This window comes from Gramella sp. MT6 (assembly GCF_019357415.1).
Classification (GTDB): Bacteria; Bacteroidota; Bacteroidia; order Flavobacteriales; family Flavobacteriaceae; genus Christiangramia.
In genome coordinates, this window is sequence record NZ_CP048410.1 from 2,927,026 (window position 1) to 2,948,324 (window position 21,299).

Consider the following 21,299-nt stretch of genomic DNA (forward strand, 5'->3'; position numbering starts at 1 on the left):
TATGAGCGATCTATCTTTTGAAAAAATCGAGAATATCAAAGCAGAACAATGGAGCTTTCTCAAGCGCCAAATAGAATATATTTCGAAGAACTCTCCATTCTATAAAAAACTTTTCAAAGAGAATTCCATAGATCCTCAAGGCTTTCAGACTTTTGAAGATCTGCACAATTTACCCATTACAACAAAAGAAGATCTGCAAAAGAAAAATTCAGAATTTATTGCGGTTCCGGAAGCCGATATTATAGATTATGTCACCACCTCTGGAACGCTTGGAAGCCCGGTTAATTTCGCACTTAATAATGCCGATCTTGACCGCCTCGCTGAAAATGAATTCAGGTCTTTTGAACAGGTCGGGATCAAAAAAGAAGATAAGGTTCAGATCACTACAACCCTGGATAGAAGGTTTATGGCCGGTCTTGCTTACTTTCTTGGTTTAAGAAAACTAGGAGCAGGCATCATCAGGACTGGGAGCGGATTACCTCTATTGCAATGGGAGAGTATAGAGAAATTTAAACCAGATTACCTGGTTGCTGTTCCTTCATTTTTAGTGAAAATGATTCAATTCGCCGAAGAAAATAATATCGATTACAGGAATTCATCAGTAAAAGCTGCTATCTGTATTGGAGAACCTTTGCGAGACCAGGAATTCCAATTAAATGCACTAGGAAAAAAGATAACTGACTTGTGGAATATCGAACTTTTCTCCACCTATGCGTCAACAGAAATGTCTACCGCTTTTACTGAATGCCCGGCACATACAGGGAATCATGTAGCTTCAGATCTTATATATACTGAAATTCTGGATGAAAATGGACAGCAGGTTAGACCAGGTGAGATCGGAGAATTAGTAGTAACCCCCCTGGGAACTCAGACCATGCCTTTGTTAAGGTTTGCTACGGGTGATATGCTAACTTACTGGGATGATGCCTGCAGTTGTGGTAGGAATTCTATCAGGCTGGGTCCGGTTCTGGGTAGAAAGCAGCAAAAGATCAAATTTAAAGGCACAAGCCTGTATCCTCAACATATCATTGAGGTACTTAACGCATATGGGAAAATTGAAAACTTCCTGATCGAAGCTTACCTTGATGATCTTAATAACGATAAACTAGTAATAATAGTCCCGGATTCCTTTATGGAATTTGAGGAATTAAAAGATTATTTCAGGTCACAACTAAATGTTGCACCAGAAATAAAAGTTTCTCCACTGGTAGAACTAAACAAAATGAAATTTCCCAGGACGAGTAGGAAACCTCAGATCTTCAGGGATTTTAGATAAGAAATCAAAACTTACCTGATTTTAGTATTAATTTATTTCTTTATTTTTAGGTGCTAATCAATTGCCTTTCAGTTGATTATTTAAAAGTAGGTGTTTGTTTGTTGATTTTATTTTTTATCAAATAACTCCAGGTTTTTAGGAGCACTTGCTCTATCATCCTAAATGAGATTCTATGAAACAAAAAATTATTGTTTTGCTGATGCTGATGATCACCATTGGTAGCTGTAAAAATAAGGCAGAGAAATCGCCAAAACAGGAGGCCTCAGATTTTCCTGAAACGATCCAGGATCAAGAAAATGAAACATCAGAGTCTAAGTTAGAAAACCAGTTAATAGGCAATTATGTAGATGATGGTTATAGTCAGAAAGATGAAGGTTATGATTGGGTTTCTGTTGCGGTAACTGATGCGGGTAATGATCAGATAAATATAAAAGTAAGATCAAGAGCAGACAAAAAAAAACCGACCTGTACTTTTGATGCTACAGCCAGTAGAGTTGACGAAAATACCTATAGTTCTGTACTCGACGGTAAAACTATACTTTATAAGTTCGAAGATTCAAACCTGACCATTTCGCCCGCAGAACCTGAGTTTGAAGGCGTATTAGCTTTTTACTGTTCTGGTGGCGCAAGTGTTGCCGGTACTTATCGTAAGATTAATGAGGAACTGGATAGTACGCAAATAGATAAAACCCTGTTTAGTAAAGTTTTGACGCTTCAGGATGTTGGTTTCAATATCTCTTCAATAAATGATAATGGTAAAAATAGGTTAACGGTTTATGCCTTTGGCCTGGAGCAACCAAATCAGCCATTGACTTTTGAAATTGAAGGAAACGTAAAAAATGCAGAAGTTGAAGACCTGAATTCTGACGGTTCTCCAGAAGTAGTTGTTTTTACCCATGCTTCTGGCGAGAGCAAAAAAGGAAATGTCTATGGTTTTACTACTAATAATAAGAAATCTATGAGTTTAATTTCATTCCCTTCTTTAGAGAATAGATCAGAACTTGCTGAAGGATATCAAGGACATGATGAATTTGCTCTGGTGGAAACCTCTTTAGTAAGGCGATTTCCTATTTATGAGAATGATAAACAGACTGGTAAAATGAGACAGATCTCTTACAAGCTGAAAGAAGGAGAGGCGATGAGGCAATTTGAAGTGGATCAGGTAAATGAATTTTAAAGGACCTAGACCTTTTTACAGAAGATGACTATTTTTTCGTCTCTCATATTTGTAGTAAAGAAAATAAAATCATTCCCACCTTCTTTAATTTTAAATTTCTTCCGGATATTTTCTACAGTTTCGGGAAAGTTCCTAGTAGTGATATTCGCTTTTTTAGACTTAAAGTAACGCTTTAACTCAGCAGGCTTAAATCCTTTAATTTCTGTTATTTTAAATTTTCTTCCTGGGAAGTCTATTAATTTTTCTGAAGTATATAAATGAGAATGATGCTGCAGTTTTTTAGTGCCGGTTTGAATGGCCAATGCATCAAATAAACCGCTTTTCATGATTGCCGAATTCGGCTCGTACAAGAAAGTTTCGGGTAAGGAATATTCTGCAATTTTATCAATGTCATCTTTTTCATTTGAAAACTGCTGTATTGACTCCTTTTCGAAATTGATCGTTTTGATTAGCGGTTTTCCTTTTTGATCCTTATCTAAAAGCCAGAGTAATTCCTTTACTTCATTTCTAACCGCAATAATATGGATCTCCCTAACGTATTTTAATTCAGTCAGACCGGAAGTGATATCCAGAATCGGCGAACTTTTTATTAAGATGCTAGAAGCCTTATGAAATAATAATTCCATGTTTTCCGGAATATTCGGTTCACAATCCTCGAACTTGAATACTTTCCCTCCATGGTCATCCCGTCTGGCAGGATCTGCATATATCCAGTCGAATTTGTCTTTAGAATTTCTAAGGAAATCAAGGCCATTACCAACCTGTACTTTTATATTATTAGCATTTAGGACCTTGAAATTATGTTTGGCAATTTCAGCCAGGTCTTCATTTAATTCGCAATAACTAAAATTGTTAAAATTTTGAGACAGGTAATAAGTGTCTATTCCAAGGCCACCGGTGATATCAATTCCTTTATCACCATTAATTAAGGAGGCTTTATATTTTGCTGTAATTTCAGAAGAGGTCTGCTCCAGATTAAGTTTTGGAGGATAAAGGATCTCTGGATTGTTATAAAGTTCCGGAAACTTCTTATATGCTACCTTGAGACCTTTGATCTGAATGGCTAATTCCTGAATGCTGACGTTCTCAAACGGACTACCTTTTAGAATAAGTGCTGGCAGGTCTTTTTTCTGATTCTGCCGAATGAATTTTGAAACTTCAGGATCTAAAAGTGCCTGGTTAAGCATGGCTTTTAAAGGTCTCTGGTTAATCTTTTTACGATCTTGTATTCGCTTAATGATTCTTTAGCGATCACTTTTAGAGCCGTATAAAATGGGACTGCTACAACCATACCAGTAATACCGAACATTAATCCCGCGATCAAAATGATGAGGAAGATCTCAAGAGGATGTGATTTCACACTGGCACCAAAAATCATTGGTTGAGAGATGAAATTGTCTATTAACTGGCATATTCCGTAACCTAACATAACATAAATAAGTCTGGGAAGGATCACCGCACTGAAATCTGCCCCCAGGAAACTGGAGATCACAAAAAGTCCCATTAGAATTCCAGCTAGAAGAGGTCCCAGGTATGGCACCAGGTTCAGGAATGCGCATATGAATGCGATAGCAATAGGATTGTTGATCTCAAATACAGTGAGCAGAATGGTATATAAAATAAAGAGAACTGTAATTTGCAACGTTAAACCTACGAAGTACCTGGAAAGCAAAACCTTGATCTTATTAAAAACCCTTTGGAATTTTTGTTCTTCCCCGCGATTGGCGAAAACAAGGATACTGTTCAGCATTAATTTACTGTCCTTTAGAAAGAAAAAAGAGATGAAAAGAATAGAAAATACTGCAATTAATGTGGCACCTAGAATTCCGAAGACATTGTTCAGAAACTGAGGGATGAGGCTTACGTCAAAATTTTTAACGAATTCGCTTCTTTTAAGTCCCTCAATTATATTTATCTCTTCAACGCCAAGGTAATTATTGATCTGTGTATTAAGATCGTTAAGATCGCTCTTAAAGGCTTCAATATCAATTTGCCCAAGGTATTTGCTTTGCTCGATCACAATTGGAACGAAAACGAAAATAATACCTACAAATACAGAAAGAACCAATACCAGAACTGTGATTACAGCTAATTGGTTGGGTAGCCGGAGTTTGTTCCTTAGAAAAATTACTATTGGTCTTCCAATAAGCGCAATAACAGCCGCAACGGCAACGTAAACGATCACTGACTGGACTTCCCATAAAAAGTAGAGCAGAAGAACGATACCAATCATGATACCTGTCGCTCTTAGTATTCCGTTTGCAAATTCTTGTGCTTTCACAGCGTAAATATATTATTTCTTATCAAACTTGTTGAATGCTTTGGTGATTTCGTATAACGCAATTCCAACAGACTGTGCCACATTCATACTGCTATTTTCGCCAAACATTTCTATATGATAAAAGTGTTTACAAAGTGATAAAACTTCACTGGAAATTCCATGTCTTTCATTTCCAGCAACTAACACGAAATTTTCCTGGTTTTGTAATTCGAACATTTGCATTGGTTTGCTTGAGGATGTGATCTCTATCGCTGTAGATGTGTATCCATTTGTATGTAGATCTTCCAGAACTTCTACAGGATCTTCATGAAATTCATGTTTTACGGTATTATAGGTATTTCTCGCTGTGCGCCTAAGCCGGTTGCTTTTTAGGTTTGGTGCAGTGCGGCAGAAAATTATCTTATTGATCCCGAAAGCATCTGCTAATCTAAAAACACTTCCTAGGTTAGCTTCTCCCATCACATTGTCCAGCAATAGAATAATGGGGAATTTCTTTTTTTGAAACGTAGTTTCTTTATGAGTAAGTTGGTCGATCAATTCTCGAAGGCGTATTTGATAATATTTGCACCCATTTTTAAGGCTTTTAATCGGACTTCTTCAGGGTCATTATGAACTTCAGGGCTTTCCCAGCCATCGCCGAGATCACTTTCAAAAGTAAATAGAAGAACTAACCTGTCGTCTTCAAAAATGCCGAATGCCTGTGGTGGGAGTGCGTCGTGTTCATGTATTTTGGGTAAGCCATTTGGGAAATCGAAAGCCGATGAAAAAATTTCATGATCTGTAGGGACTTCCGTTAATTCCTTTTCAGGGAATAATTTTTTGATCTCGGTACGAATATATTTATTCATTCCGTAATTGTCATCAATATGCAGAAAGCCTCCGCTAATAAGGTAATTTCTAAGATTCTCGATCTCATCATCGCTGAAAACCACATTTCCGTGGCCGGTCATATGAACAAAAGGGAACTGAAAAATATCGGTACTGCCCGGTTCAACGGTTTCCGTCTTTTCGTTGATACTGGTATTGATATTGGAATTGCAGAATTTTATAAGATTTGGTAGCGCAGTGGGATTAGAATACCAATCTCCGCCACCATTATATTTTAGGACTGCAATTTCCTGAGCATTTAAGATGCTTGAAAGGCTTAGGAGAATAATACAAAATAATAGCTGAATTCCTCGCATTTATAATTCCTGATTTTTCATAGCAACCGTATGACAGGCAACGATTGCGGCAGTTTCTGTTCTTAACCTGCTGTCGCCAAGGCTAATTTGCTCCCAGCCATTTCCCAGTGCCAAATGAATTTCTTCCTTACTAAAATCCCCTTCCGGACCAATCAAAATATTTACAGGTTGCCAAGGATGAACTTTCTTTTGAAGATATGGTTTTTCCATCACATCCTCGCAATGAGCGATCAATTTAGAACCATGTAATTCCTGATTCATGAAATCTTTAAAGCTTACAGGTTCATTCAATTTCGGAAAACGAGCATGAAGGGATTGTTTCATAGCGCTTAGAAGGACTCTTTCATATCGATCGAGTTTTACTACTTTTCGTTCACTGTGATCGCAAATAACAGGTGTGATCTCGTGAACTCCAATTTCCATGGCCTTTTCAAGAAACCATTCATACCTGTCGTTCATCTTGGTAGGAGCAACGATCATGTGCAGATAGTAGGGTGGTGGGGGTTCCTTTTCAGCAGAAATTATCTTAACCGTGCATTGTTTTACATCAGCGATAATAATTTCCGCCTTAAAGATCAATCCCTTTCCATTGGTGATATTTAGAATATCACCTTCAGATTTCCGAAGCACTTTTACAATATGCCTGCTTTCATCTTTTGGAAATGTGACCTGGGAATCATTCTCAGTAATTTCAGGGTTGAAGAATAACTGCATATTAAAATTTATATCTGGATTGCGCGGTAATTGAAAAATCTGCAAAATCCTGTTTCAGGAATTTATGGTAACCGGCAATACCTATCATAGCGGCATTGTCTGTGGTATATTCAAATTTAGGTATGTAACATTTCCATCCCCATTTTTGCTCAGCATCTTTCAAAGCCTGTCTTATTCCGCTATTAGCAGAAACTCCTCCACCAATGGCCACCTGATTGATACCAGTCTCTTTAACTGCTTTTTTCAACTTATCCAATAGTATTCCTATTATGGTGTATTGAATGGAAGCACAAATATCTTTAAGGTTTTTTTCAATAAAAGCCGGATCATTTTTAGTCTCCCTCTGTACAAAGTAAAGGACAGAGGTCTTAAATCCACTAAAGCTAAAATTCAATCCATCTACTTTAGGTTTCGGAAATTTAAAGGCTTTAGGATTACCTTCCTGGGCATATTTATCAACCAAAGGACCACCAGGATAGGGTAATCCAAGGATTTTGGCGCTTTTATCAAATGCTTCTCCTACTGCATCGTCTATGGTTTCTCCAATGACTTCCATTTCAAAATAATCGGTAACCTTTACGATCTGTGTATGTCCGCCGCTAATGGTCATGGCGAGGAAGGGAAATTCAGGCTTTTGAAAATCAGGTTCTTCAATAAAATGAGCGAGAATGTGGGCCTGCATGTGATTCACTTCGATAAGCGGAATATTTAGACCCATAGAAAGTGATTTCGCAAATGAAGTACCTACAAGCAAAGACCCCATTAATCCGGGTCCACGTGTAAAGGCGATTGCAGAAACATCTTTTTTATCGATATTTGCCTTCGCCAGCGCCTGGTGTATAACCGGAACGATATTTTGCTGATGTGCACGTGAAGCGAGTTCAGGAACTACTCCTCCATATTGCTGATGCACTTCCTGAGTTGCAACAATATTAGATAGGATTTTTCCGTTGCAAAGAACAGCTGCGGCTGTATCATCACAAGAAGATTCAATGGCGAGAATGTTGATTTTTTGGTCTTGCATCAGAAATTATTGAACATAGAAGTTGTAAATTAGACGCAAAGTTAAAACATAAAAACGTATCAAAAAATTCTGGAAAATACTAACTAAAACGCTGGTTGCCCTCGTTTTGTTATTCATTATTTTATTGATAGTATTTTCTATTCCTGCAGTTCAAACTTCTGTAGCTAAAAGACTTACCGATTCTCTTAGAGAAAAGAACGATGTTAACCTTTCTATTGGCCGTGTCTCCTTAACTTACTTCGGGAATGTGAAACTCAATGAGATATATGTTGAGGATCACCATGAAGACACCTTACTAACGGCAAAAGAGATACGTTCTTCGATCTTGAGCCTGGGAAATCTTATTAACAATTCTCCTAATCTTGGAGATACTCGTATTGAGGGGCTTAACCTTCAAATGCGTCGATATAAGGATGAAGATCGTGACAATTTAGGGATCCTCATAGAAAAATTAAGAAAAGAACCTACCGGTGACTCCGTGCATTTTGAATTGCATGCGAAAAATGTTCAGGTACTCAATAGTAAATACAGCTATATAGATGAGAATCTCGATGCCCAGGATGTGGTCATTGTTGATAGTTTAAATATCTATGCCAATGAACTGCAAATAGACGATGAGAATATTGATATAGATATTGGTATGCTTCGCGGTTATGAGCACAGGGGGATCGAAATTGATAATCTTAGCACTCAATTTCATTATGACCCAACTAATATGCACCTGGAGCAAATGCAACTGCAAACTCCAGGATCATTAATTAATGCCGATCTGTTTTTTAATTATGAACTTTCAGATTTTGCAGATTTTGAGAACCTGGTGCAGGTTGAAGCCAGTTTTAGAGAAAGTGTGTTGTCCAGTAACGATCTAAAAGCATTTTATGATGGTTTCGGGAATGACCAGATCCTTAATTTTAAAACCAGTTTAACGGGGACATTAAATGATTTTCAGCTGGAAGATTTTCAGTTGCAAGGTTTAGACAGGACCGAGATCTATGGTGATTTCCAAATAAAAGGTTCTTTCTCCAAAGATCCTGAGGAATTTAGCATGGACGGTAGCTTTTCAGATTTTAGCACCAATTACTACGATATGGTCAATTTTTTACCCGGACCATTGTTAGGTAAATTACCAGAAAATTTAAGGGAATTTGGAAATGTAAACCTTAAAGGACACACCTTCGTGACCAATTCTTCTTTGGATGCCGATGTTTATCTTTCCAGCCAGCTCGGTTCTGCAGATGCTGATTTTATCTTGAACGACTTTAATAATTCATCTACGGCGACCTATAAAGGAAAATTGATCTTCAGGGATATTAACCTTGGAAGACTCATTAAGAACGAACAATTAGGTAAAACAAGTTTTAACCTGGATTTTGATGGTGGTGGCTTTAATCCTGAAGATCTGAATACGCAATTGAAAGGGGGAATTTCCAAGTTCACTTATAACAATTATACCTATAAGGATATTCGTTTAATCGGAAATCTTCGTAATCCTTTATTCAATGGGTATTTCGTATCAGATGATCCAAATCTTCAAATGGAATTCAATGGTTTGATAGACGTTTCTGAAGATATTAATGTATATGATTTCGAGGCATCGGTAGAATATGCAGACCTTAATACCCTGAATTTCGTAAGCCGGGATAGTGTTTCGGTATTTAAGGGTGATGTGATCATGAATATGAAGGGGACTAATATCGATAATGCTTTTGGAGATATTTTGCTTCTGAATACTTCTTATAAAAACCAGAATGATCTTTATTATTTTGATGATCTTAATATAACTTCCAGTTTTGAAGAGGAAGTTCGTACCATTACCATTAATTCTCCAGATGTAATAAATGGTGAAGTCTCCGGGGTCTTCAAAATAAGTGAAGTGGGGTCCCTGGTTGAAAATTCAATTGGTAGTATTTACACGAATTACAAGCCGAAAACCATTACAACGAACCAGTATATGGAATTCGATTTCGATATCTATAACCAGATCGTCGAAGTGTTTTTTCCTGAAATTGAATTAGCTCCAAACACCTATATTCGGGGACGAGTGGAGTCTGATGAATCTGAGTTTAGGCTCACCTTTAAATCACCCAGGATCGATGTTTTCGACAATATGATCGAGGATATTAATTTACAGGTAGATAACACCAACCCTATTTATAATACGTTCTTTGAGGCCGATAGCGTGGCGACCGATCTTTATAATTTTTCTGAATTCAGTTTTATTAACGTAACCCAAAGGGATACTTTATTTATAAGATCTGAATTTAAAGGAGGGAAGAACAATAATGATGTTTTCAACCTGAACCTTTTCCATACGATCAATGAGGATAATAAGTCCGTTGTTGGAATACAAAGATCAGATTTTAAATTCAAGGATAAGGTCTGGTATCTTAACGAGAACAGTAATAAGAGCAATAAGATCGTTTTCGACAATAGTTTCAGGGATCTACAGATCGATTCTCTGGTGATGAGCCATAAGAACGAGGAGATAAGGTTAGCCGGCGAAATGAAAGATTCTACATATAAGAATTTCAAGATGAAATTCGTGAATGTGGATATTGGAAAGATCACCCCCGAAATTGATAGTCTGGACCTTGCTGGTACCCTGAATGGAGACCTGGACCTGCTTCAGGAAAGCGGCGCCTATTTCCCAACCACAGATCTAAAAATAGATTCACTTCAGGTAAACGAAACTTTTATGGGTAACCTGAGACTTGATGTGAAAGGAAATGAAGATCTCACCAATTATTCCGTTTATGCTCTTCTCAAGAAAGAAGGAATGGAATCACTTTCAGCTATAGGGGATATAAATGTTGCGGGGGCAGAGCCTCTTATAGATCTTGAAGTCAATCTCAATAAATTGAATTTGTCCATTTTTACCCCACTGGGTGCAGATGTACTTACCGATATCCGTGGTCTGGCTACAGGAAGGGCATTCGTAACGGGTAATTATAAGAATCCAGATTTTTCAGGTAGTTTAAGGCTTAATAAAGCCGGACTCAGGATTCCCTATCTAAACGTGGACATAGATTTACAGGATGAAGCCAGGGTGAATCTTACTAAGCAGCAGTTCGTTTTTGATGATATTGAGATCGTTGATACTAAATACAATACCAGGGGAACTTTGGATGGTATTATTTCTCATAAGAACTTCTCTGAATGGTTCTTAGATCTTTCGCTAAACTCTAACAGAATGCTTGTTCTGGACACCAAAGCTGAAGAAGATGCACTTTATTATGGAACTGCTTTTATCGATGGCGAGGCTACTATAAAAGGACCTACAGACGAATTGGTGATAGATGTAACCGCTGCTACGGAAAGAGGTACTGTTTTCAAAATTCCATTGAGCGATACTGAATCTGTAGGTGATAATTCATTTATTAGATTTCTAAGTCCGGAAGAAAAAGCAGCGAGACTTGCTGGTGAAGATATTGAGATCCCTGAAGTAAAAGGTATTGAATTGATCTTTGATCTCGATATCACCAATGATGCAGAAGTTGAAGTAGTGGTAGATAAGACCAGTGGAAGTACACTTAGAGGGCGTGGATCTGGTAACCTTTTGCTGGAAATTAATACCAACGGGAAATTTAATATGTGGGGTGACTTCATTGTTTATGAGGGAGTTTATAATTTTAAATATGCAGGACTGGTTCAAAAAGTATTTACTGTTGAGTCTGGAGGAAGTATAAATTGGGATGGTGACCCTACAGATGCTCAATTAGATGTAAGCGCGGTTTATTCACTCAATGCAAACCCGGCGGTTTTACTGGAAAATCCATCGGTTAATCGAAAGATACCGGTAGAGGTGGTCATTAATCTTCAAGGGGATATTGAACAGCCGGAAATAGGTTTCGAAATTGATTTTCCAAGTGCAAGTTCCACCGTAAAATCTGAACTACAATATAGAATAGATGACCGGGCTACAACCGAATTACAAGCTTTATTCCTGGTGACCCAGGGAACTTTCTATAGTGAATTTGGCCTACGAGGTGCGGCTATCTATGGAACCCTTGCAGAAAGAGCTTCCAGTATTGTAAACGATATTTTTGCCGATGATGATGGTAAATTCCAGGTTGGTGTTAACTATGTCCAGGGTGATCGTACCCCAGATCAACAAACTGTAGACAGGTTTGGGCTTACTTTATCTACCCAAATTTCAGACCGGGTTATTATTAACGGGCAGGTAGGTGTGCCAATTGGAGGTGTGACCGAATCTGTAATAATAGGCGATCTTGAAATAGAGTTTTTATTGAATGAAGATGGGACCCTCCGGGCAAAAGTTTTCAACCGTGAAAACAATATTCAATTTATTGGTGAAGAAATTGGTTTTACGCAGGGAGTAGGGCTTTCCTATAATGTAGATTTCGATACATTTAAAGAGCTTATCAGAAAAATAGCAAATACCGAAATTGCAGATAAAACAGAGGAAGATGATACCAAATTAGAGGCGGCGAAATCTTTTGCACCAGATTATATCAATTTTTCAGAAGAAGGAAACTGATAAATTTTAATAATTATTTAATTCTGATTCTATATCATCCTTTTAACTTTGAAAGAAATAGACCTGTTTGCTTTAATCTTTAAATTTAGTTTGTAGATTTAAGTTTCAATTATCATTATTTATGAGTAAAAAAGTTAGACGTATTGGGGTAATGACCTCTGGAGGAGATTCTCCGGGAATGAATGCCGCTATTAGAGCGGTTGTTAGGACCTGTGCATATTATCATACAGATTGTGTTGGTTATTACCAAGGTTTTCAGGGAATGATAAGCGGAGATTCTATAAATCTGAATGCCCGTAGCGTACGAAATATAGTAAACCAGGGTGGAACCATCTTACAGTCTGCTCGTTCCAAAGAATTTATGACAAAGGAGGGCAGGGCTAAAGCAGCTCAGAATCTTAAAGAAGCCGAAGTTGATGCGATGATCCTTATTGGTGGAGACGGTACTTTTAGAGGTGGCCAGGTGTTTAGCCAGGAGCATAAAATTCCGGTAATAGGGGTGCCCGGCACTATTGATAATGATATTTTCGGTACACATTACACTATTGGTTATGATACCGCTCTAAATACTGTGGTAGAAGCCATAGATAAGATACGTGATACTGCCAGTTCCCATAACAGGTTGTTCTTTGTAGAGGTAATGGGTCGCGATGCAGGTTTTATTGCATTAAACAGCGGAATTGGAGCAGGGGCTGAAGAGATCCTTATTCCGGAAGAAAATCTTGGTTTAGAAAGATTGCTCGATTCATTGGAAAGGAGTAGAAGAGCAGGCAAAACCTCAAGTATCGTTGTGGTTTCTGAAGGTGATAAGATAGGTAAGAATGTTTTTGAACTGGCTGAATACGTGAAGAAAAATCTTCCTTATTATGACGCCCGGGTTACGGTTCTAGGTCATATTCAAAGAGGAGGTAGACCAACCTGTTTTGATAGAGTTCTGGCCAGCAGACTTTCTGTTAAAGCAGTGGAACTATTACTTGATGGTAAGAAGGACCTTATGGTTGGTATGATGAATAATGAAATAGAATCCTGTAGTTTAGACCAGGCGCTAAAAGGAAAGCATAATATTAATAAAGACCTCTTAAGGATTTCTGAAATCTTATCTACCTAATATGAAAACCATTGCTATTATTGCCCATGATGGAAAAAAACCAGAAATGGTTCAATTCTTAAATGAAAACAGGGATATACTACATTCAAAACAATTAAAGATCATTGCGACCGGTACCACAGGTTCTAAAACTGAAGCAGCCGGTTATGAAGTAGAAAAATTACTTTCAGGACCTCTGGGAGGCGATGCGCAGATTGCTGCGAGGATTGCCGAAGGCCTGGTAGATATGGTGATCTTCTTTAGAGACCCATTAGATAAACATCCCCACGAACCCGATATTTTTATGCTCATGAGGTTGTGTGATGTACACAACGTACCATTGGCAACAAACCCGGCTACTGCCAGGCTATTAATTCGAGGTTTGGAATAATTAGAATTTTACCGCGATAGCGCTAATTTCGACATTAACAAATTTCGGGAGGTTGGCAACCTCTACGGTTTCTCTGGCTGGAGCATTCTCAGAATCGAAATATCTGGAATAAACTTCGTTGATCCTTCCAAAGTTATTCATATCGCTTATAAAAATTGAGGTTTTTACAATATGATCCATAGTTAGACCGGCCTCGGTAATAATAGCTTTTAGATTCTCAAGAACCTGTACCGTTTCCTTTTCCAGATCATCTGTAATTAGGTCACCGCTTTCTGGATCGAGGGCGATCTGTCCTGATACATATAGTGTATTTCCTGCAAATATTGCCTGGTTATAAGGACCTATTGGAGCAGGTGCATTTTTGGTTTGTATGATCTTTTTCATTTGTCTTATTTGAGTTTGTTAATATAAAATTTCTAGACTGAAATGGTTCTGAGATACTAATATGATGTTTGAGTTCTGAAAATTAGAAACTCATATTGCCAGTTGCAAATTAAAGACGTCTGTCTGGAACTCTTCTCTTATCATACTTGATATCACTAAGAACATTCGCTTTGATCCTTATTAAGAAGTTCCAGGACTTTCTATCCCCGAATGGCACCCAGCTAAAACTCATCATCCAGCTATTCAGGTCTCTTTGAAATCTAAGTTGCGTTGGGGTTACCCCATTATTTACTAGATCATAACCAGAGCTCACCCCAATTTGCCATTTTGGAGCCAGTTCTACGTTACCATTGAACATGATAGAATGCGCCGAGATCTCGCTTTGTCTTGCATTGTTAGAATAGTTCATAGAATAGGCGAGTCGCACATCCCATGGTATCTTATAGTTATACCAGCCATTCTCATTCTCGGTTTCCTTTCCTTCAAAGGGATCATCATCAAATAACTCTCCATCTATTCCCATTCCTTTTCCGAATAGATCATCTGGTCTACCACCATTTCTATAGGTTTCATTATCCAGATCATCTGTATCTTCTTCGTCAGTTCCGTCAAAATCTTTACTTGAGAATGCATAGCCAAAGTTTACGCTACCATTGGTAAGTCTGAAGAGACTACCGCCATTTTCGATATTCAGCTTATCAATTCGCCTGTTGTTATTATTAAGGGCATAAATATCCAGGTTTCCACCAAAGTTGATATCCAGTTTATTTTTTACAATAGGTATAGAACCACGAATGGCAATAGGGGACAATCTTAGCGAATCTCCAGCCAGGTTATAGCTGGTACTAACACTCAGGTTATTTAAAAGGGTGATCTTCTTGGGATCTATAGCAGTACTGTCTTTATCTCTTACTTTAGCCTCGAAAGTATTACTTAAATTCAGCCCTATTGAACTAGAGAAATTCTGTCCGGGAGCTCCGTATAAAGTTCCATCAAACCTCGAATAATCCACCAGTTCTACGATATCTTCTGTATTGGGATTATCACGTTCATAAGAATCATAATATCTATCAAAAGAGGGATTGATGTTATAGCTTACCGAAGGCCTCATCACATGCCTGATTGCCTGTATTTTCTTGTCTTTCCCGAAATTCTTCAGACCATAAATTGTGGTACCTATACTAGCGTTAAAATTATAGGTTCTGTAAGCATCAAATCCGCTGATGGTATCAATTACCACATCATCGATCACGGGATCGTAATTTCTTTCAAAAGTTTTTGAAACCCAGGTCTCTTCGTAACTGGTTCCTGTACTAACACTTAAAAACTTAAAAATTTTAAAGTTGGTAGATAATGGAATGGAATGCTGTGCTCCTAATCTCGCATCTCTGAACATTTCAGGTTTAAAGAACAAAGAATCCACGGTATTCATTTGGTTCTCTGCCCGTAGGTTATACTGAAGGTTGATATTCTGAAAAAATCCCTTTTTCGCTCCCCCCGCGGGTGCAAAAGGATAGATCCTAGACATGCTCAATTGAAGAGTAGGAAGACTTAGGTTAATTTCCTGTGTTCTTGTATTCTGAGAGTGTCTTGCCGCCAAACTAAGGTTAACCTGTGGCTCTCCGGGAAAGGTTTTGCTATAAGAAACCGATGAACTTAATGTGTTATTCAGATAATTCCCCTGGTTCGCCTGGTTGATCGATTCTGCATAATACTCGCTACTACCAAGGTTAACCGATGCTGAAAACCTGGAACTTGGGTTTGCCTTAGCATCCTGACTATGGCTCCATTGTATATTATATGAGGATCTTTCGCTGAAATCTGGAAATCCCCGCTCACTGTTGAATAACTTCTCATATCGTACCCTGGCATTACCCCTATATCGATAACGCTTGGCATAATTTGAAGAAAATTCAAGTGTGTATGATCCGTTGGTATAATAACTTCCCAGGGTTAACAGGTCTACATAATCGCTTATAGCGAAATAATAACCTCCGTTCTGTAAATTATAACCATACTGGCTATCTCCGAAAGAAGGAATAATAAATCCGGACGTTTCTTCATCTGTAAGGGGGAAATATCCAAAGGGTAAACCTAAAGGTGTAGGCACATCTGCGATATACATATTAACCAGCCCCGTTACGATCTTTTTATCCGGTACAAATTTTATCCTCCTGGCATAAAAGAAATATTCCGGATCATCAACATCTTCAGAAGTAGTGAACCGCACATTCTTCATGAAATAAACTGAATCATTCTCTCTTTTTGTGACCATTCCCTTTACATTGAATTCGGCTTCCTGTGTTCTTGAGTTATAGACAAGTGCCCTCTGGGAATCAAAATTAAACCTTATAGAATCTGGCTCTACTTTTCTTTGAGCCTGGGTGAAAATCGGTTTTTGAGAATATTCTCCAATAGAATCGGGTATCCCGTAGGCAAAAACTTCATTCCTTTCATTGTCAATAATAATTAGCCCGGCTTCAATGGTCATATCGCCATAAATGATCTTTGCCTCGTTATAGAGATACATTTTATTATCCTTAGGACTTAGGCGCATATAATCCTTCGCAGTGTAGTTAACTACATCGGTTAAAAATTGTGGTTTTCCTACGGTATCGGTCTTTACTGTATCCTGAGGTTGGAGTTGTTTCGCGATCTCTTCAGAATCCATGGCAGGTGCTATGGAATCCTTTTCAGATCTTACAGGAATAGAGTTGGTTTCAACTTCCTGTGAATGAAGAACAACTGAAAAGAACAGCGTAAAAACGAAGCAAAAAAGAGTATTGGGGATATTTGTTTGCAATGCTTTAAGTGCTATTTTTGTACGGATTGGCTTGCTTTTTGCAAATTCAAAATTACATATATTTTTTCAGCTGACTTTTGGGTGTGCAGGAAAAATAGTAATTAAAATATTCAACCTACTTAAGCGTTAGCTTTTTATGAGAACGAACTTACTTAAACTTTTCGTATTCACAACTTTTATATTTGGTCTTTCTATTCCTGCTATTTCAGCGGAAATTCCGCCTGAAAAAGAGGAGTTTGTAGTGGTGCTTGACGCCGGGCACGGGGGGAAAGACCCTGGAAACATGGGGAATGGATTCAAGGAAAAGGACATTGCCTTAAGTATTATTTTAAAGATAGGTCAGGCCCTTGAAAAATATGACAATATTAAAGTTGTTTACACCAGGAAGACCGATGTTTTTGTAGAATTATTTGAAAGAGGTCGCATAGCAAATGAAGCTAATGCAGATCTTTTTGTTTCGGTTCATTGTAATTCTCACAGTTCCCAGGCTTCAGGAACAGAAACTTTTGTTTTAGGTCTTAACCGTAATGAAACGAATTTCGAAGTTGCTAAAAAGGAGAACTCGGTGATCTACCTGGAGGAAAATTACGAAGTTACCTATGAAGGTTATGATCCAAACTCACCGGAATCTTTTATCGGGTTAACTATTATGCAGGAAGAATACCTTGATCAAAGTATACTTTTAGCAGATCTTGTTCAGAAGGAATTCACCAATGATCTTAAGAGAAAGAATAGAGGCGTGAAACAAATGGGACTTATTGTTCTTCATCAAACTTATATGCCTAGTGTATTGGTAGAAACAGGATTTCTTACCAACAACCAGGAAGGGCCTTATCTTAATAGTAGAAGAGGGCAGGATGACATGGCCAGAGCTATTACCAATGCTATTATTGAATATAGCGGTACTATAAATTTGGACCTTTTGGAAAGTATCGCCAAAGATCATCCAGTAGAACATCATGATTCCCCAGTGACTCCATCTTCCCAGATCTATGAAGATGTCACATTCAGAATTCAGCTGGCTGCCGGTTCTAAAAAAATTGATACCAAGCCGTATAATTTTAAAGGACTAAGCAATATAGATCGTACCAAGGAAGGTAGTTTATATAAATATTACTACGGAGAAACTTCAGATTATTTAAAAATTCAGCAATTACATCAGGAAGCGATAAAGAAGGGATACCCAACCAGTTATATCGTTGCGTTTAAAAACGACCAGAAGATAACGGTTAATGACGCGTTAAAATCTAAGCTTAAATAGAACGGCTTTTATATATTTATTTCTAAATTTGTGCGTATCCATTAAAATACATGCTTTTGAAATATTCCAGAGAGGTAAAAACTGCCCTGCTAGCTATTATCGCAATAGTGATTTTAATTTTCGGTTATAGTTTTCTTAAAGGGGAAAATCTACTGGACAACAGTCGAACCTTTTACGCAGTATATGATGATGTTGAAGGTTTGTCTCCTTCCTCTGAAGTTACTATAAATGGTCTTAAAGTAGGGACCATCACCGGTATAGATTTTTTAAATAATTCAGGAGATCTTCTGGTAACCTTTACCGTAAAGAATGATTTTCCATTTTCTAAAAGTAGCGAAGCTCTTATCTATGGAGGTAGTATAATTGGTGGGAAATCTTTGGCTATAGTTCCTAAATATGATTCCGAGATGGGAGTCGCCAAATCTGGTGACACGCTCCAGGGTGATAAAGAAGAAGGAATTATGGAACTTGTGAATGACAGGTTAACACCCCTTCAGAAAAAACTGGAAAATACTATAGTAAGTGCAGATTCTATGCTTACGGCTATTACTGAGATCCTTGATGACTCTACTCGAAATAACATTAGAGGTACTTTCAAAAATCTTGATGCAACCGTTTCATCGTTCCAGGTAACTGCCAATGAATTACAAGGTATCGTTCAGGGGAATTCAGAAAAATTAGACAGAACTTTTACCAATCTCGATGAGATGTCTGGTAATTTTAATAAGTTTTCAGATACACTTTCTACTATGAACATTGGTAAGATCACAAATGATCTGGAGAAAGTGATCGCAGACTTCGAAGATATTTCCGATAAACTGAATAATGGAGAAGGTACCGCCGCGAGACTTATTAATGATGACGCCGTGTATAATAATTTAGACAGGGCCACTAAACAACTGGAAGAATTGCTACAGGATGTTAAACTGAATCCGAAGCGATATGTTCATTTTTCAGTATTTGGGAAAAACCCTGGTCCGTACGACGCTCCGAAAGATTCTTTAAAATAACCAACCACCATGCAAATCGTTGCCCAGATCCTTTTCATAATTGCCTTAGTGGCAGGAATTGGCTTTTTTGCCAGAAACATTAAACGAGTAATCCGCAACCTGAAATTAGGGAAAGAAGTAGATCGCTCAGATAATCCCGGCGAAAGATTCGCGAAAATGGCTCGGGTTGCTATGGGTCAAAGCAAAATGGTGAAAAGACCTATCGCAGGTTTGTTACATCTCGTGGTATATGTAGGTTTTATCATAATCAATATTGAAGTTTTAGAAATTGTGATCGATGGTGTTTTTGGAACACATCGTATTTTTTCTTTCCTGGGAGGTTTTTACGACGTTCTGATATTTAGTTTTGAGATCCTTGCCCTTTTAGTATTCGTAGGAGTGATCCTTTTCTGGATTAGACGTAATGTGATCCATATAAAAAGGTTTTTGAGTAAAGAGCTTAAAGGCTGGCCTAAGAATGATGCGAACTACATCCTGTACTTCGAAATGGTGCTAATGATCCTTTTCCTTACCATGAATGCCGCCGACTATCAATTGCAATTAAATGGAGCAGATCATTATGCTTCTGAAGACGGTATTATGGGGAGTTTTCCTATAAGCCAGTATTTATTGCCGCTTTTAGATGGTCTAAGCAATGCTACCTTAATTATTATTGAAAGAGCAGCCTGGTGGTTACATATCCTCGGAATTCTATTTTTCCTTAACTACCTGTATTATTCAAAACATTTACATATCATCCTTGCTTTCCCGAACGTATATCTTTCTAAGTTGACTCCTCAGGGTGAATTTGATAATCTGGAAGCGGTGAAGAAAGAGGTGGAGTTAATGATGGATCCAAATGCCGATCCTTTTGCTGCTCCTGCTGAAGGAGAAGATGAAGGCGAACCTGAAAAATTTGGAGCTTCAGATATTTTTGATCTTAACCAGGTACAGCTTTTAAATTCCTATACCTGTACAGAGTGTGGACGTTGTACTTCAGAATGTCCTGCCAATCAAACCGGGAAGAAACTTTCTCCAAGAAAGATCATGATGGATACTCGTGACAGGGTAGAGGAAATTGGTGAGATCATCAATAAGAATGGGAAATTTGAAGATGACGGTAAGCAATTACTGGATGATTATATTACCAGAGAAGAACTTTGGGCCTGTACAACCTGTAACGCTTGTGTAGAGGCCTGCCCTATAGGTATAGATCCACTTTCCATTATTCTGGATATGAGAAGATATCTGGTAATGGAACAAAGTGCTGCTCCAAACGAACTGGCTATTGCGATGACCAATATCGAAAACAACGGAGCACCATGGCCTTACAACCAGATGGATCGTTTAAACTGGGCGAAAGAAAAATAAATTACGAATTAAAGAATAAGATAAAGATCAACGATATGGCAGATGCACTTAAGGTTCCAACAATGGCCGAATATATGGCGGAAGGCAAAAAACCCGAGGTTTTGTTCTGGGTTGGATGTGCCGGAAGTTTTGATGACCGTGCAAAAAAGATCACTAAAGCTTTCGTTAAGTTATTACATCAAGCTGGAGTGGATTTTGCAGTTTTGGGAACCGAAGAAAGCTGTACTGGAGATCCTGCAAAAAGAGCGGGGAATGAGTTTCTTTTCCAGATGCAGGCAGCGACTAATATCGAAGTATTAAATGGTTACGAAATAAGAAAAGTAGTAACCGCCTGTCCTCACTGCTTTAATACCCTTAAAAATGAATATCCTGCTTTAGGTGGGAATTATGATGTGATGCATCATACCCAATTCCTTAAAGCTCTTCTTAACGAAGGAAGACTTAAGGTTGAAGGAGGAAAATTCAAGGGCAAGAAGATCACTTTCCATGATCCTTGTTATTTAGGGCGTGCCAACAACGAATATGAAGCTCCAAGAGATCTTCTTAGAAAGCTTGAAGTCGAGCTTGTGGAAATGCGAAAATGTAAAAAAGATGGTCTTTGCTGTGGAGCCGGTGGAGGACAGATGTTCAAGGAGCCGGAACCAGGGAACAAAGATGTGAATATCGAAAGAACTGAGCAGGCATTGGAAGTTGAGCCTGAGATCATAGCTGCTGGTTGTCCTTTTTGCAACACCATGATGACAGATGGTGTTAAGAATAAAGAAAAGGAGGATAGCGTCGAGGTTATGGACGTGGCAGAGCTTATTGCCAACGCTGAAGATCTATAGGAAAAATAAATTTTAAAATAAGAATTATTAAA

General features: G+C 38.0%; 17 protein-coding genes. 9 read left to right on the forward strand and 8 right to left on the reverse strand.

The genetic code is table 11. The annotated features are described in order from the left end of the window. Position 1 precedes the first annotated feature (1 nt). Positions 2 to 1,276 carry an AMP-binding protein gene (locus tag G3I01_RS13140; RefSeq protein ID WP_219548612.1) on the forward strand — a complete coding sequence of 425 codons (1,275 nt, stop codon included), beginning with the start codon at positions 2 to 4 and terminating at the stop codon, positions 1,274 to 1,276. A 172-nt stretch (positions 1,277 to 1,448) separates the two neighbouring features. After that, positions 1,449 to 2,453, forward strand: a complete 1,005-nt coding sequence (locus tag G3I01_RS13145) for a hypothetical protein (protein WP_219548614.1) — start codon at positions 1,449 to 1,451, stop codon at positions 2,451 to 2,453. Positions 2,454 to 2,458: 5 nt separating this feature from the next. Here the strand turns inward: G3I01_RS13145 and G3I01_RS13150 are convergent, their stop codons facing one another. Genes G3I01_RS13150 through tsaD form a run of 6 tightly spaced genes read right to left on the reverse strand, consistent with a single transcriptional unit; the run spans position 2,459 to position 7,656 of the window. After that, positions 2,459 to 3,640, reverse strand: a complete 1,182-nt coding sequence (locus tag G3I01_RS13150; RefSeq protein WP_219548616.1) for a class I SAM-dependent methyltransferase — start codon at positions 3,638 to 3,640, stop codon at positions 2,459 to 2,461. A 5-nt stretch (positions 3,641 to 3,645) separates the two neighbouring features. Continuing rightward, complete coding sequence (locus G3I01_RS13155) at positions 3,646 to 4,734, reverse strand: AI-2E family transporter (RefSeq protein ID WP_219548618.1); 1,089 nt, start codon at positions 4,732 to 4,734, stop codon at positions 3,646 to 3,648. 12 nt (positions 4,735 to 4,746) lie between these two features. Continuing rightward, positions 4,747 to 5,271, reverse strand: a complete 525-nt coding sequence (locus G3I01_RS13160) for a TrmH family RNA methyltransferase (protein WP_219548620.1) — start codon at positions 5,269 to 5,271, stop codon at positions 4,747 to 4,749. Next, a complete protein-coding gene (locus tag G3I01_RS13165; protein WP_219548622.1) occupies positions 5,268 to 5,918 on the reverse strand; it encodes a DUF4159 domain-containing protein in 651 nt (216 codons plus the stop codon). The genes G3I01_RS13160 and G3I01_RS13165 overlap by 4 nt, the downstream gene beginning before the upstream one ends. Next, positions 5,919 to 6,632 carry a 16S rRNA (uracil(1498)-N(3))-methyltransferase gene (locus tag G3I01_RS13170; RefSeq protein ID WP_219548624.1) on the reverse strand — a complete coding sequence of 238 codons (714 nt, stop codon included), beginning with the start codon at positions 6,630 to 6,632 and terminating at the stop codon, positions 5,919 to 5,921. A 1-nt stretch (position 6,633) separates the two neighbouring features. Next, on the reverse strand, positions 6,634 to 7,656 hold the full coding sequence (gene tsaD / locus G3I01_RS13175; protein WP_219548626.1) for a tRNA (adenosine(37)-N6)-threonylcarbamoyltransferase complex transferase subunit TsaD: 1,023 nt from the start codon (positions 7,654 to 7,656) through the stop codon (positions 6,634 to 6,636). 124 nt (positions 7,657 to 7,780) lie between these two features. On the opposite strand from tsaD, the gene G3I01_RS13180 reads away from it, so the two are divergent. From G3I01_RS13180 to G3I01_RS13190, 3 genes are all read left to right on the forward strand, one after another. Continuing rightward, complete coding sequence (locus G3I01_RS13180; RefSeq protein ID WP_257710598.1) at positions 7,781 to 12,154, forward strand: translocation/assembly module TamB domain-containing protein; 4,374 nt, start codon at positions 7,781 to 7,783, stop codon at positions 12,152 to 12,154. 121 nt (positions 12,155 to 12,275) lie between these two features. Further along, positions 12,276 to 13,262 (forward strand): 6-phosphofructokinase, encoded by a 987-nt coding sequence (gene pfkA, locus G3I01_RS13185; RefSeq protein ID WP_219548635.1) that lies wholly within the window; start codon positions 12,276 to 12,278, stop codon positions 13,260 to 13,262. A 1-nt stretch (position 13,263) separates the two neighbouring features. After that, positions 13,264 to 13,632, forward strand: coding sequence for a methylglyoxal synthase (locus G3I01_RS13190; RefSeq protein ID WP_219548637.1), 369 nt, complete (start codon positions 13,264 to 13,266; stop codon positions 13,630 to 13,632). Here the strand turns inward: G3I01_RS13190 and G3I01_RS13195 are convergent, their stop codons facing one another. Both G3I01_RS13195 and G3I01_RS13200 read right to left on the reverse strand, forming a co-directional pair. Next, a complete protein-coding gene (locus G3I01_RS13195) occupies positions 13,633 to 14,016 on the reverse strand; it encodes a RidA family protein (protein WP_219548639.1) in 384 nt (127 codons plus the stop codon). A 109-nt stretch (positions 14,017 to 14,125) separates the two neighbouring features. Then, positions 14,126 to 16,819, reverse strand: a complete 2,694-nt coding sequence (locus G3I01_RS13200) for a putative LPS assembly protein LptD (protein ID WP_219548641.1) — start codon at positions 16,817 to 16,819, stop codon at positions 14,126 to 14,128. 136 nt (positions 16,820 to 16,955) lie between these two features. Here G3I01_RS13200 and G3I01_RS13205 point away from each other — a divergent pair, with 136 nt between their 5' ends. Genes G3I01_RS13205 through G3I01_RS13220 form a run of 4 tightly spaced genes read left to right on the forward strand, consistent with a single transcriptional unit; the run spans position 16,956 to position 21,267 of the window. Continuing rightward, entirely contained in the window at positions 16,956 to 18,080 is a 1,125-nt protein-coding gene (locus tag G3I01_RS13205; protein ID WP_219548643.1) for an N-acetylmuramoyl-L-alanine amidase, read from the forward strand. Between the two features lie 50 nt (positions 18,081 to 18,130). Further along, positions 18,131 to 19,090 (forward strand): MlaD family protein, encoded by a 960-nt coding sequence (locus G3I01_RS13210; RefSeq protein ID WP_219548649.1) that lies wholly within the window; start codon positions 18,131 to 18,133, stop codon positions 19,088 to 19,090. Between the two features lie 9 nt (positions 19,091 to 19,099). Beyond that, positions 19,100 to 20,440, forward strand: a complete 1,341-nt coding sequence (locus G3I01_RS13215; protein ID WP_219548651.1) for a (Fe-S)-binding protein — start codon at positions 19,100 to 19,102, stop codon at positions 20,438 to 20,440. 35 nt (positions 20,441 to 20,475) lie between these two features. Continuing rightward, positions 20,476 to 21,267, forward strand: coding sequence for a (Fe-S)-binding protein (locus tag G3I01_RS13220; protein ID WP_219552830.1), 792 nt, complete (start codon positions 20,476 to 20,478; stop codon positions 21,265 to 21,267). Positions 21,268 to 21,299 lie beyond the last annotated feature (32 nt).

Bases quoted from the DNA above. Each gene is read 5' to 3' on its own strand.
- G3I01_RS13140 (WP_219548612.1), top strand. From the start codon at position 2: ATGAGCGATCTATCTTTTGAAAAAATCGAGAATATCAAAGCAGAACAA.
- G3I01_RS13145 (WP_219548614.1), top strand. From the start codon at position 1,449: ATGAAACAAAAAATTATTGTTTTGCTGATGCTGATGATCACCATTGGT.
- G3I01_RS13150 (WP_219548616.1), bottom strand. From the start codon at position 3,640: ATGCTTAACCAGGCACTTTTAGATCCTGAAGTTTCAAAATTCATTCGG.
- G3I01_RS13165 (WP_219548622.1), bottom strand. From the start codon at position 5,918: ATGCGAGGAATTCAGCTATTATTTTGTATTATTCTCCTAAGCCTTTCA.
- G3I01_RS13170 (WP_219548624.1), bottom strand. From the start codon at position 6,632: ATGCAGTTATTCTTCAACCCTGAAATTACTGAGAATGATTCCCAGGTC.
- tsaD (WP_219548626.1), bottom strand. From the start codon at position 7,656: ATGCAAGACCAAAAAATCAACATTCTCGCCATTGAATCTTCTTGTGAT.
- pfkA (WP_219548635.1), top strand. From the start codon at position 12,276: ATGAGTAAAAAAGTTAGACGTATTGGGGTAATGACCTCTGGAGGAGAT.
- G3I01_RS13190 (WP_219548637.1), top strand. From the start codon at position 13,264: ATGAAAACCATTGCTATTATTGCCCATGATGGAAAAAAACCAGAAATG.
- G3I01_RS13195 (WP_219548639.1), bottom strand. From the start codon at position 14,016: ATGAAAAAGATCATACAAACCAAAAATGCACCTGCTCCAATAGGTCCT.
- G3I01_RS13205 (WP_219548643.1), top strand. From the start codon at position 16,956: ATGAGAACGAACTTACTTAAACTTTTCGTATTCACAACTTTTATATTT.
- G3I01_RS13210 (WP_219548649.1), top strand. From the start codon at position 18,131: ATGCTTTTGAAATATTCCAGAGAGGTAAAAACTGCCCTGCTAGCTATT.
- G3I01_RS13215 (WP_219548651.1), top strand. From the start codon at position 19,100: ATGCAAATCGTTGCCCAGATCCTTTTCATAATTGCCTTAGTGGCAGGA.
- G3I01_RS13220 (WP_219552830.1), top strand. From the start codon at position 20,476: ATGGCAGATGCACTTAAGGTTCCAACAATGGCCGAATATATGGCGGAA.